Origin of the sequence: uncultured Rossellomorea sp., from assembly GCF_947488365.1 — a bacterium.
In the GTDB taxonomy this organism is placed as follows: Bacteria; Bacillota; Bacilli; order Bacillales; family Bacillaceae_B; genus Rossellomorea.
In genome coordinates, this window is the sequence record NZ_CANKZT010000001.1 from 54,284 (window position 1) to 66,068 (window position 11,785).

Below are 11,785 nucleotides of genomic sequence, written 5' to 3' on the forward strand. Positions count from 1 at the left end.
TAGTTATGAGCATATATACGTCATGGTGTAGAAGAATTTTCAGTGTTATGAAGGATTCCGATAGGGTGTTGCCTCTAGAATAAATCAATAATAAAGTATCAAATCATATTCCTTTACATACCATAATGGGGTATAGTATATTGTGGGTAAGGAGGTGGGAAGATGACCGCTGAAAAGAATGAAAAAGATTCTGAAATTAACCCATCCGTGATTCAAGAAGAAGAGCGTGTGATGGAGCATGCTACATGCTCATACGAAGGATTTCGGAAGAGTCATCACTCTGATAATGTTAAGAAAAACCTTGTGACGCGATTAAATCGTATTGAAGGTCAAATAAGAGGAATTAAAGGCTTGATTGAGCGCGATACGTATTGTGATGACGTTATTACGCAAATCTCCGCCACTCAATCTGCCCTTAACAGCGTAGCCAAAATCCTATTAGAAGGTCATATGAAGACATGTGTTCTCGACCGAATTCAAGAAGGTGACACAGAAGTATTAGATGAATTTATGATTACAATCCAAAAACTTATGAAAAAATAAAGGAGAGGTTACAGATGCAAAAAGAAACGTTAACAGTGGAAGGTATGTCTTGCGGACATTGCGTTAAAGCAATTGAAGGAAGTGTTGCTAAATTAGACGGTGTGAAATCGGTGCAAGTAAGTTTGGAAGAAAAGAAAGTAGAAGTTGAATTCGATGATTCACAAGTAAAACTTAATGAAATTAAAGAAACAATCGATGATCAGGGATATGATGTCGTGTAAAAATACTGTGCTTTCTCAGCACGGTTTTCTTTTACAGAAAAGCATACCCCGTATAGGTATGGAGGGTTGATAAATGGCTCAGCATAAAGAAACCAGTATAGATATAACAGGAATGACTTGCGCTGCTTGTGCGAATCGAATCGAAAAAGGATTAAATAAAATGGACGGTGTAGAAAACGCATCGGTTAACTTCGCGATGGAGAGAGCAGCGGTAAAATACAATCCAGAAGAAGTGAAACCAAGTGACCTTCAAAAAAGAATTCGGGATTTAGGTTATGACATACAACTTGAAAAAACCGAGTTTGATATTACCGGGATGACCTGCGCTGCTTGTTCTGCAAGAATCGAGAAAGTATTGAATAAGCAAGATGGTATACAGCATGCAACGGTTAATTTAGCCTTAGAAAAAGCAACCATTGAGTATGCCCCCGGGACTATCACTACAGATCAAATCATTAAAAAGGTTGATTCAATTGGCTACGGTGCAACAGTGAAAAATGATGAAAATCAAGAAGAACAAACCGATCATAAACTTCAAGAGATTCAGAAGCAAAAACGTAAGTTCATATGGTCACTATTGTTATCTTTGCCCCTATTGTGGTCAATGGTCAGTCATTTTGAATTTACATCATTCATTCCATTACCGGATATCTTAATGAACCCTTGGATGCAAATGGCTTTAGCAACACCTGTACAATTTATTATCGGGAAACAGTTTTATACAGGGGCTTATAAAGCATTAAAGAACAATAGTGCCAATATGGATGTATTGGTTGCACTTGGTACATCTGCTGCTTACTTTTACAGTGTGTTCCTTGCTTATCAGTCCATTGGATCCGGAATGCATATGGTTGAGTTATATTTTGAAACAAGTGCCATTTTAATCACACTCATTATTCTCGGAAAATTGTTTGAAGCCAAGGCGAAAGGTCGTTCTTCTGAAGCCATAAAGAAGCTTATGGGCCTTCAAGCGAAAACAGCAACGGTGGAAAGAGGCGGGAATGAAGTCGAAATTCCTCTAGAAGACGTTGTAGTTGGAGATATTGTATTCATCAAACCAGGTGAAAAAGTTCCTGTAGATGGAGAAGTCATCGAAGGTCGTTCAGCACTTGATGAATCGATGATTACAGGAGAAAGCGTTCCGGTGGATAAATCTATAGGTGATACATTAATCGGTGCCACAATGAATAAAAACGGATTCCTTAAAATGAAAGCTACAAAGGTAGGTAGAGATACAGCTCTGGCACAAATTATCAAAGTGGTGGAGGATGCTCAAGGTTCCAAGGCTCCTATTCAACGGTTAGCGGATACAATATCGGGAATATTTGTCCCTATTGTTGTAGGGATTGCAGTCCTTACATTTCTTGTCTGGTACATTTGGGTTGAACCAGGTAATTTTGCAGAAGCACTTGAAAAACTTATTGCCGTACTTGTGATTGCCTGTCCATGTGCCCTTGGATTAGCGACCCCGACTTCGATAATGGCAGGTTCCGGGCGTTCAGCTGAATTCGGGATTCTCTTTAAAGGCGGAGAACATTTGGAATCCACTCATGGAATTACAACCGTTATACTCGACAAAACGGGTACTGTTACAAATGGTGAACCGGTTTTAACAGATGTAAAAGTGGAGACTGGTTTTAATGAAGAGGATTTTCTAGCTTTGGTTGGAGCGGTGGAACGGTCTTCTGAGCATCCACTTGCTGTTTCAATTGTTAAAGGCATTAAAGAAAAAGGGATTACTTTATTAGGTAGTGAAGATTTTGATGCCATACCAGGCTATGGTGTAAAAGCTAAAGTAGAAGGTACAGAGGTGGTCATCGGTACCACAAAATTGATGGAACAAGAGGGTGTTCACACCGATTACGTATTAGAAACAAAACAAGCTCTTGAAACAGAAGGGAAGACGGTTATGCTCGTTGCTATTAATGGGAACTATGCGGGCCTTGTCGCGGTAGCGGACACTATAAAAGATACTTCGAAACTAGCCATTCAACGGTTAAAGGATATGGAGTTAGAAGTCATAATGATTACTGGTGACAATCAGCGAACCGCTGAAGCAATTGCAAAGGAAGCTGGAATTCACCATGTAATTGCGGAAGTATTACCTGAAGGAAAAGCAAGGGAAGTTCAAAAACTGCAGAAGGAAGGAAAGAAAGTCGCGATGGTCGGGGATGGAATTAATGATGCTCCTGCACTTGCCATGGCGGATATCGGAATGGCGATCGGTACAGGTACAGACGTTGCCATGGAAGCTGCCGATATTACACTTATCCGTGGCGACTTGCACAGTATTGCCGATGCTATCTTCATGAGTAAGAAAACCATTCGTAATATTAAACAAAACTTGTTCTGGGCCTTGGCTTATAACTCACTGGGCATCCCCATTGCCGCAATGGGATTCTTAGCACCATGGCTTGCCGGAGCTGCAATGGCATTTAGTTCAGTGTCGGTTGTATTGAATGCCCTGAGATTGCAGAGAGTGAAGCTGTAAACTTAAAAGAGATCAAAGGATTGAATCCTTTGATCTCTTTTAATGTTCAGAACCTATTATTTATCGATCTGTTTCCCTAAACTTGATATCAATCAGTTTCTCGGTATCCGTTTCAAACTGAATGTCCACAAACACACCAAATTCTTTACCGCCACGTTTTAACCATAGCTTAAACTTCTCGGTTGATACCTTTGATCCGTTTTCCTTCCCAATATGAAGATAGTCGACGATCGCAGCATCAGGATATTTCTCTTTCGTCTTTTTCACTGCCAGACTTCCCCATTTAGCATAGGAGGGAATCTCTTGTTGAGCGTGTACGGGTTTCACGTCAAGTATTGCCGTGTTGGCAATAAAATTCATGCAAAGCACGATTGACACATACAGTTTCATTTTCAATACAATAACCTTCTTTTTATCTTATAGGTTGTCTAGTCTAGCTGAAATTATTCTGCATTCTGCATTTTCCATTTAACTTACAATTACATAAGAAATGAAATTTTTCTTTTAGTTAGAATATTCTTTACTTACTCAGCATAAAATCTTAAACTGTGGATGAGGAAGAAAATCTTTCCATCTAAATGAAAGGGGGCGATGACGATGATTAAAATCGTCGATGCAATGCAAAAAATCACTGAGGATGAGGTTAAATATATTAAAACCTAGCGTAGGAGGACATTATGAAGACGACGCTTGAGCAAGTGAAAATCGTAGAATATCATGAAGGTTTAGCAAAAGGGATAGCAAAAATGTGGAATGAAAGCCGTGAAAACTGGGGTGGGGATTCCGTTGTCACAACGGAACAAGACGTGAAAGACAAAGAAGCTAACTCCACGAATCTCCATTTATTTATAGCGATGGTGGGAGATGAGGTGGCCGGTTACTGCGGATTATCTGAATATCGAGAGGATGAAGGTGCCCTTTACATCCCTCTTCTGAACGTGCACCCCAATTATCAAGGCTTGAAGATCGGTAAACAACTCGTATTGAAAGCAGTAGAAAAAACTGTTGAATTAAAATGGCCAAGACTTGATCTATTTACGTGGGCGGGTAATACAAAAGCGGTACCCCTATATAAAAAATGCGGATTCTTCTGGGAAGATCGCGATGACACTGTTCATCTAATGAATTTTATCCCGATGGTGCTCCAAATTGACTGGCTGAAGTCGTTTTTTGAGAAGCATGATTGGTATACAACCAGTCAGCGCCTGATTGAAATCAAACCAGACGGCCTGAAAGATAAAGACCATACGTATTATGAATACAGATGGGAAGCGGGTGATGAGTTCGTCCGTATTCAATTTGAACGAACCGGGCGAGGCATTCGTTTAATCGAAACGCAGGATTTATTATTAGAAATGAAGCTTCCTGACTTCAAGATGCTCGAGAAAAAAGAACACTATGTGACGTATCATATAGAAAATCGCAAAGAGAACCCAGTTGAAATCTCCCTAAGAGGAGTATCATCTTCACATGTACAGCATGAATTCCATAAGAGCGTTTTAGTGAAAAAGAATTGGATGGGGCAATTCCCTATAATGCTCACTATGCCAACCAGGCAACCAAGTCCTTGGAAGAAGCACCCGACTGTTGGGGTGACAGTTGAATTTGACGGTCAATCAGTCCCTCTTACCCTAGGGATATTTCCTAAACAAGCGGGGAAGCTTCAGTTAAGAACGGTAAAGAAGAATTGGAAACCCCATGGAAAAGGAATGCTCTATCTCGACTTAGAAAGCCAATTAAAAGAAGAAACTACCTGGACGATCAAACTGCCTGTAAATAAGGTATTGGATTGGGAAACATCAAAAGTGATGGCAAAAATCGAAGGGAATAAGAGAGTTTCGATACCAATTCCGGTCCAGCTTTTGAAGAATGGCTTTTTGTCAGAAGAAATAAATGTAGAGGTTGAACAGAAAAACGGGGAAGTGACTGCTTTTGCCACTCGGCTGTCATTGGCTCTACCAGGTTTTGGGGCGAAATTTGGTGGAGAAACAGACGAGCATTGGTCAGGGTTCAATGGGCCATATTATGTTGAGATTGAAAAACGGAACCATATCGTTAAAATTGGGTCTAGGAGTTCAACCCAAGATCCGATAACGTTCTTCACACCTAAATTTGGAAAACCATACAGTGAAGAATTTTCCAAGAAAGAAGCATCCTCTGTGGAGTATATTGAGCTTCCTGAAGCATTTGTGATCAAAACGACTTTAGAATCCGATGCCTTTTCGTCTATGCTTCTGAATACGTATTTTACTATTTACGGTGATGGCTTAGTGGAAATCAAGCATGAAGTGGTGAATACCGGAGGAGAAGAAAGGAAGCATCTTTCCCTCATTCAGCCTGTTTTTATAAGCTTTGAAGGAATGGCTATCCCACAAAGGAATGGAGTCTTAGTCGGGAATGAGTCACTTGTTCCATTTATGGAATACATTCGAGACAAGGATTTGACTGAACGATGGATTTTCACAAGTTCTTCCTTGGGAGATACAATCGGGCTTGCTTGGCCGAAAGCAGCCCTTGGAAGAAAAGATGATTGGCGAATGGCTCTGGAATATGAAATCGACCGGATTCAACCCCGGGAGGAAATGTGTTTAGGTCCGATCCAGGTCGGAATCAACACGTCTAACCACTGGTCTAAGTGGCGGGAATTGGTGGGTGGATATGAAGAAGCAACGAAAGAGCTACCTTTGTATACTCTAGAAAAAGCCGGTGGGGAGGTTATTTCGTCTGTTGGTGAAAGGGTAGATTATTTTTTCAGTTCCATGCTGACCCCTTATATTCATGGTAAATTTACCATTCAATCAGAAAATGAAACATTTGTGAAAGAAGTGAGTAAAGCAGAGTCAGTAACACGTTTGAATCTTGGGATTGAACATGCATCACCAGGAGTGAAATGGGTAGCTGGGGAATTCCATTCCCAAAGTCATTTCGGAAAAGTAGAATCTCTGCAACTCGTTAAGGGTAAGAGGGAGGTAAAGGTTGAGGGGAACGAGGATGTCTGGTCTGTAGATAATGGCGTCATTTCGTTTAAAGCGTCATCTGAATATTATCCTGGTATCTATTCATTATCGATTGATGGTAATGAAACCTTGGATCATCAATATCCAATCCCGGGTCCAAGGGCGTGGTGGAACCCATGGGGGGGAGGTATCAGATACTCTTTCCAAGCCGTTAGTTCCTATTCAATGTTGAAAGAGAAGACCGCAATAGGATCTGTAACAAAGTTGGATCAACATGGCCATCAGTGGGCAGGGATTTGTTTGACAACAGAATTCAAGGAGCATGAAAAGATGAAGGGGATTGTTCTTCGTCAATATGCGTTAACACTTCCAGAAGTGCCGGTACTGGCTGTATACGCAGAGATTCAGCAGAATTCGGGAAGGACGTTTACTGAAGAGTTGCTGGATTTGGAGGCTTTCTTCAAGACCGGTGAGACATTAACATCCAGTTTCGTTAAACTTCCAACACAAGGAATTTTTCATAAATACTATGCAGGAGCAGAGGAATTCGTATTGAGAGATACACCTTTTGTTACGATTGGATCAGATGAACATCAAGAAACTGTAACGTTCGTTCATTCAAACACGAGAAAACTGTCAGAAGCTTATTTGAACCAAGATGTGCTCCTAGTTGCGTCAACAAACAAGTGGTCTGCAGCAACGGGTGAAACCATCGTTGTAGAACCGAGTATCCTATTTTACGGTGAAACACAGTCTACACAAGCCATCAAATCACTGCAACACATCAAATTCACTTAACAACTGCGCGAACCTACTAAATAGTAGGTTCGCGTTTTTTTGGGGATCAGGGACGGACCTTTAAAAGTTAAAAGACGCCGATGAATGGGGATTTTGGCTTTTTAGAGGTCCGTCCCTATATGTTAATTATTTATCTTGAGTAATATTCTTCTCACCTTGATCTTTGTCTTTGTCGTCCTCCATCAATCCACTTACCGCCTGTTTAAATTCTCTCAAAGACATACCGGCAGCTTTTCCGAGCTGTGGAAGTTTGCTTGGTCCAAAGAACAGGAGTGCAACGAACAAGATTATCGCTATTTCACCGAAGCCTAGGTTCATTTTGATTTCCTCACTTTATTATAGAAGTAGTATTTGAAAGGCAACATTGCTTTAGCTTACTTTAAGTCGAATATTTCAACAATGTCTTTCCACTTAATCATCATATCCCAAGAGAATCGAGGGACGGATGAGATGATGCTATTTCCGCTCATTTCTGCAGATACCAATATGGTACCGACAAAACTAAGTATGAAAAGGGAACAGAAGATGTAACAAGCAATGGATTCCTTACGATATTCATAATTTCTCATTTGAATACACCTCATTTTTATTTAGTTTTCAATGATCAATATTTTTTTATAATTGGGCAATACAAATAGACCCTTAACTATAATGAAAAAAAAGTTTATGACCAAATGTTATTTATGAATGTAAGAATCAGAGGTAATTTGAGTGGTACATGACAACTTCAAGAAAGCCCAATGAATCTGGGAAGATAGCAGCATTAGACACACTTCCTGATAAAGGGATCAACCTGAATTGTAATGTAGGAAGGATTGTAGCTTTGTTAGAAGTCATACCATCTTGTTTCTGGCCCAGGGAAGGGACCACGTCGAGGATCATATCTGCATCGGTTAAATGCACATGGTCAGAAATAGTAGCCACATCATCAATACTTGTCAAAGTCGGGCTTTGATTCTGTTGTTGAACCGGAACTGTCCCAAACATCATGCACAACACCAGCAATAATAAAAATCTCACCACAGTCACCTCACCTCCCAAGATAATATTAAAACTAATTATAGCTTATTTTCCCCCGGTGTCTATAACTTCTTAAATGAATGTAAGAAGCACGGACCTCCAATTGACAAAAACTTGGATAATCCGGATAGTATAGAGATATAGAGGTCCGTCCCTAATAAAAAGAGCCGGATACGAATGTATCCGGCCCAAGTCATGTTTAATAAGAGATTAATATACTTTGTCTCCGTTGAAAATTGAATTTTTCACTACTACATAATCTACTGTCCGGATTGCTTCAAGCTTTGTACCGCCAGCATAGGAGATAGAGGATTGAAGATCTTGTTCCATTTCGACCAATGTATGTTCCAGCGATCCTTTATGTTCAACAAACATTTTTTTACCTTCAACATTTTTCTTTTCGCCTTTTTGGAACTCTGAAGCTGATCCAAAGTATTCTTTGAATAGCTTGCCATCTTTTTCGATTGTATCTCCTGGAGACTCTTCATGACCTGCGAATAGGGAGCCGATCATCACCATGGACGCACCGAAACGAATGGATTTTGCAATATCACCGTGGGTACGGATACCCCCATCAGCGATGATTGGTTTTGTAGCGGCTTTTGCGCACCAACGAAGGGCAGCCAGCTGCCAGCCGCCTGTACCAAAGCCTGTTTTGATTTTCGTGATACATACTTTCCCTGGTCCGATTCCCACTTTTGTGGCGTCGGCACCAGCATGTTCCAATTCTCTGACAGCTTCAGGAGTACCTACGTTCCCAGCAATCACAAAGCTTTCTGGTACGTGCTTTTTAATGTGTTGAATCATGCTGATTACAGCATTGGAGTGACCATGTGCAATATCGATTGTAATAAATTCCGGTGTCAGCTTCTCTTCTGCTAACTGCTCTACAAATGCATACTCTTCATCCTTAACACCTACAGAAATAGAAGAAATCAAACCACGGGACTTCATATCTTTAATAAATGAAATTCGTTTTTCAGGCTCAAAGCGATGCATGATATAGAAATAATTATTTTCAGCTAAGTATACAGCGATTTTTTCATCAATAATGGTTTGCATATTGGCAGGAACAACCGGTAATTTGAACGTATGTCCACCCAGTGTCACACTTGTATCACATTCAGAGCGGCTATTCACCACGCATTTTGCAGGAATTAATTGAATATCTTCGTAATCAAACACATTTTCCATTATTACACCCCTAAACACGAATATTAAAGTTTGGTTGTTTTATAAATGTTCGTCCATAAGGTAATTTACATCATTTTCTTATCAATGTCAAAGATTTTTATCATTTTAAGTGAAAAGGCTTTGGATTTTGGCACAGGTATTGATTCAACAAGTATTTAAGCGTTTGCAAATAAGAGTTTAAAAACACACTGAAAGAGAGACTATGTTACAGTATAAAGAAGAAGGGCTTATGAACAAATCTGTATAACAGTAAAGGTGGTTAAGCTATGTACTGGGTAATCGCTCTATTCGATGAAAAGACTGAAGAGTTGATACAAGAAATATGGAAGGAACTGACCGTTAAAAATATTTCTTACTATGAGGAAGAAATCAACGATGCACGGCCCCACATTACGATAGGGAGTTATAAAGAATTAGATAAACAAACATACATAAACGCATTAGAGGAGTATTATGAGCATAAAAAACCAATCGATATCACCCTCAACACCGTAGGGTCATTCCTAAACTTCGGAACTCTATTTTTCTCCCCGACCATCACAAGAGAACTACTTAACTTTCATACGGATCATCATGATTTCTTTCACCAATTCAATGAAACCGCTAATCCACTCTATCTTCCTGACAACTGGATCCCACACTGCACTTTAGCCAATAAGCTTTCACCGGAAAAATTATCTCAGGGCTTCAAGCATTGTTTAGAAAGAGGAGACTCCATTGAAGGGAAAATAACAGGAATTGCCTTAATTGAACTCATCGATGATTCCAAGGATTGCATAGAGGCTCCGATTGTTTATTCAAAGTCACTACTGGAATAAAATGAATCATTATTTGCAGTGGCGTTTTTTGGTTGATTATGGTAACCTGGCGGAGAACGATTCTTCCAGGAGGAACACCAATGATGGAACTTATCAATATTATTTTTTTCCTTTTATTCATCGCATGTAGCATAGAGATCTTCACAATCGGAAAACAACAGAAACAAATGAATGCGACTATCCAAGAGCTGAGAGATGTTCTTAAGAAATTAGTAGATCAAGACAAGTTGTAGAATGTGCGGGGCTTGCTTTGGAATAAGCACCCTCCTTGAATCAAATAACAACAAAATAAACAATTAAAAACGCAAAGGAGAGGCCTTTCCTTTGCGTTTTATATGGGATTATACAAATTGATTATTCTTTCGGAACTTCTCCATCAGGCCCTTGGCATAGAAGTTTGCTTTCCCCTCATCTCCCTTTTCCATATAATAATCAAACAGTAATACGCCGTAATGCTCCATAGGGAGGACGTAGCCCATTTCCTGAAAGTGGGGATAGGCTTTTTCTTCCAAATATTTATAATACCCTTTTATGTCTTCATTAACATTCAATTTGTGTAAAGTAAAGAAGTGATAGAACGTATTGTTGCTACCTTTTCGGGCCAAAGCTAAACCTTCTTCTATGTATTGCAGTAACTCATCTTTCGAGGTCCGTCCCTCTTTGGTAAGGGCATTAATGTATCCTTCAAGTGAGCCAAGGTAGTTGGGGTCTTGGGGTTTACGGGTGTTGACGGATTTTTTGTAGTATTCGCCGGCTGACTTGAAATCGCCTTTTCTGAGCTGGTGATAGGCGTAGTTATGATGAAGAAGGGCCCTCTGGTGTTCGAGTTCGTAGTCTTCAGCCATGTCGATTAATCGTTGGTATTCTTTGTTTTCCACGTTGGAATCATCGGATTGTTCAAGTTGAAGCAGCATCAGCATCTCTGACTCGATCATCCTGGAGAAACTGCGCTTCTCTACAAAGAATTGCAATGCCTTATTTGCATAAAAGTACGCTAGTACATTTGAATGAATGGAATGATAGGCAACCGCTAAATCGTAAAAGCATTCGCGGTTAGAATAGTCATCCAGGCGAATTTCCTTAAGCACTGAAATGGCTTTGAAGAAATCGTGGTTTACCCTCATTAGATAAATGCCTTTTATATGCAGCAACATATTATGTTCATATGGACTAAGTCCTGACCACGTCTCCATTTCCTCAACGAGACGTTTGGCAAGCTGATTTTCCCCGGAAAATAAATGATACCGAGCGAGAATCAAGGTATACGTCCGATAGAAATCCTGGATTTGCAATAAATGAATCCCATCGAGTCGTGTCTTTATGGAATCTGCTTTTGTCTGCAGCTTCTTAATGATCGATTCGTGCCATTCTTTCAGGAGGGAATCGATACTCTTATAATTCTCTAATTCCTTTTCCATATCAATACCTAATCGTTCACTTAATAATTGGATTGTTTCCTTTGAGACCTCAGTAAGTCCTCGTTCTATTTTACTGATATGGGTAGTAGAGCAAATCCCTTCTCCCAAATCCTTCTGTTTGACCTGTTGATGTTCGCGATAGAACTTGATAATTTTACCTTCAAGCATGATCTCATCCCCTTTTTGCAATCGTTCCAATTCACCCAATATTATCATAACCCCAATTAAAAATTATGTATTTACCACTTTTTCTTTAAAATAACGACGATAAATAGATCTTTATAATTATATATTGTGATTATTATTAGTTAAAAAGACTCACACA

The 11,785-nt window shown here is 39.7% G+C and carries 12 protein-coding genes; 6 read left to right on the forward strand and 6 right to left on the reverse strand.

Going from position 1 to position 11,785, the window contains the following annotated elements; translation table 11 throughout:
• Positions 1-231 precede the first annotated feature (231 nt).
• The 3 genes from Q1B03_RS00310 (at position 232) to Q1B03_RS00320 (ending at position 3,255) form a co-directional block, all read left to right on the forward strand.
• Positions 232-543 (forward strand): metal-sensitive transcriptional regulator, encoded by a 312-nt coding sequence (locus Q1B03_RS00310; RefSeq protein ID WP_299739534.1) that lies wholly within the window; start codon positions 232-234, stop codon positions 541-543.
• Positions 544-557: 14 nt separating this feature from the next.
• On the forward strand, positions 558-764 hold the full coding sequence (gene copZ, locus Q1B03_RS00315; RefSeq protein ID WP_299736938.1) for a copper chaperone CopZ: 207 nt from the start codon (positions 558-560) through the stop codon (positions 762-764).
• Between the two features lie 73 nt (positions 765-837).
• On the forward strand, positions 838-3,255 hold the full coding sequence (locus Q1B03_RS00320; RefSeq protein ID WP_299736939.1) for a heavy metal translocating P-type ATPase: 2,418 nt from the start codon (positions 838-840) through the stop codon (positions 3,253-3,255).
• A gap of 60 nt (positions 3,256-3,315) precedes the next feature.
• Here the strand turns inward: Q1B03_RS00320 and Q1B03_RS00325 are convergent, their stop codons facing one another.
• The gene (locus Q1B03_RS00325) at positions 3,316-3,615 is read right to left on the reverse strand and encodes a DUF3889 domain-containing protein (RefSeq protein ID WP_299739536.1); all 300 of its coding nucleotides are present in this window, start codon (positions 3,613-3,615) and stop codon (positions 3,316-3,318) included.
• Between the two features lie 317 nt (positions 3,616-3,932).
• Between Q1B03_RS00325 and Q1B03_RS00330 the strand changes: the two genes are divergently transcribed.
• Complete coding sequence (locus Q1B03_RS00330; RefSeq protein WP_299736941.1) at positions 3,933-7,010, forward strand: GNAT family N-acetyltransferase; 3,078 nt, start codon at positions 3,933-3,935, stop codon at positions 7,008-7,010.
• Positions 7,011-7,136: 126 nt separating this feature from the next.
• Here Q1B03_RS00330 and Q1B03_RS00335 read toward each other — a convergent pair whose 3' ends face one another.
• From Q1B03_RS00335 to guaC, 4 genes are all read right to left on the reverse strand, one after another.
• A complete protein-coding gene (locus Q1B03_RS00335) occupies positions 7,137-7,328 on the reverse strand; it encodes a twin-arginine translocase TatA/TatE family subunit (protein ID WP_299736943.1) in 192 nt (63 codons plus the stop codon).
• Between the two features lie 56 nt (positions 7,329-7,384).
• A complete protein-coding gene (locus Q1B03_RS00340; protein WP_299736944.1) occupies positions 7,385-7,579 on the reverse strand; it encodes a hypothetical protein in 195 nt (64 codons plus the stop codon).
• 127 nt (positions 7,580-7,706) lie between these two features.
• On the reverse strand, positions 7,707-8,000 hold the full coding sequence (locus Q1B03_RS00345) for a hypothetical protein (protein ID WP_299736946.1): 294 nt from the start codon (positions 7,998-8,000) through the stop codon (positions 7,707-7,709).
• A gap of 240 nt (positions 8,001-8,240) precedes the next feature.
• Positions 8,241-9,224 (reverse strand): GMP reductase, encoded by a 984-nt coding sequence (gene guaC / locus Q1B03_RS00350; protein WP_299736948.1) that lies wholly within the window; start codon positions 9,222-9,224, stop codon positions 8,241-8,243.
• A gap of 266 nt (positions 9,225-9,490) precedes the next feature.
• Here guaC and Q1B03_RS00355 point away from each other — a divergent pair, with 266 nt between their 5' ends.
• Together Q1B03_RS00355 and Q1B03_RS00360 are read left to right on the forward strand one after the other, a co-directional pair.
• Positions 9,491-10,042: a 2'-5' RNA ligase family protein gene (locus tag Q1B03_RS00355; RefSeq protein WP_299736950.1), complete on the forward strand. Its 552-nt coding sequence runs from the start codon at positions 9,491-9,493 to the stop codon at positions 10,040-10,042.
• A gap of 80 nt (positions 10,043-10,122) precedes the next feature.
• Entirely contained in the window at positions 10,123-10,275 is a 153-nt protein-coding gene (locus tag Q1B03_RS00360) for a hypothetical protein (protein WP_299736952.1), read from the forward strand.
• 108 nt (positions 10,276-10,383) lie between these two features.
• Here the strand turns inward: Q1B03_RS00360 and Q1B03_RS00365 are convergent, their stop codons facing one another.
• Positions 10,384-11,628, reverse strand: coding sequence for a helix-turn-helix domain-containing protein (locus Q1B03_RS00365; RefSeq protein ID WP_299736954.1), 1,245 nt, complete (start codon positions 11,626-11,628; stop codon positions 10,384-10,386).
• Positions 11,629-11,785: the final 157 nt, after the last annotated feature.

Bases quoted from the DNA above. Each gene is read 5' to 3' on its own strand.
- Q1B03_RS00360 (WP_299736952.1), top strand. From the start codon at position 10,123: ATGATGGAACTTATCAATATTATTTTTTTCCTTTTATTCATCGCATGT.
- Q1B03_RS00320 (WP_299736939.1), top strand. From the start codon at position 838: ATGGCTCAGCATAAAGAAACCAGTATAGATATAACAGGAATGACTTGC.
- copZ (WP_299736938.1), top strand. From the start codon at position 558: ATGCAAAAAGAAACGTTAACAGTGGAAGGTATGTCTTGCGGACATTGC.
- Q1B03_RS00345 (WP_299736946.1), bottom strand. From the start codon at position 8,000: ATGATGTTTGGGACAGTTCCGGTTCAACAACAGAATCAAAGCCCGACT.
- Q1B03_RS00365 (WP_299736954.1), bottom strand. From the start codon at position 11,628: ATGCTTGAAGGTAAAATTATCAAGTTCTATCGCGAACATCAACAGGTC.
- Q1B03_RS00340 (WP_299736944.1), bottom strand. From the start codon at position 7,579: ATGAGAAATTATGAATATCGTAAGGAATCCATTGCTTGTTACATCTTC.
- guaC (WP_299736948.1), bottom strand. From the start codon at position 9,224: ATGGAAAATGTGTTTGATTACGAAGATATTCAATTAATTCCTGCAAAA.
- Q1B03_RS00310 (WP_299739534.1), top strand. From the start codon at position 232: ATGGAGCATGCTACATGCTCATACGAAGGATTTCGGAAGAGTCATCAC.
- Q1B03_RS00330 (WP_299736941.1), top strand. From the start codon at position 3,933: ATGAAGACGACGCTTGAGCAAGTGAAAATCGTAGAATATCATGAAGGT.
- Q1B03_RS00335 (WP_299736943.1), bottom strand. From the start codon at position 7,328: ATGAACCTAGGCTTCGGTGAAATAGCGATAATCTTGTTCGTTGCACTC.
- Q1B03_RS00325 (WP_299739536.1), bottom strand. From the start codon at position 3,615: ATGAATTTTATTGCCAACACGGCAATACTTGACGTGAAACCCGTACAC.
- Q1B03_RS00355 (WP_299736950.1), top strand. From the start codon at position 9,491: ATGTACTGGGTAATCGCTCTATTCGATGAAAAGACTGAAGAGTTGATA.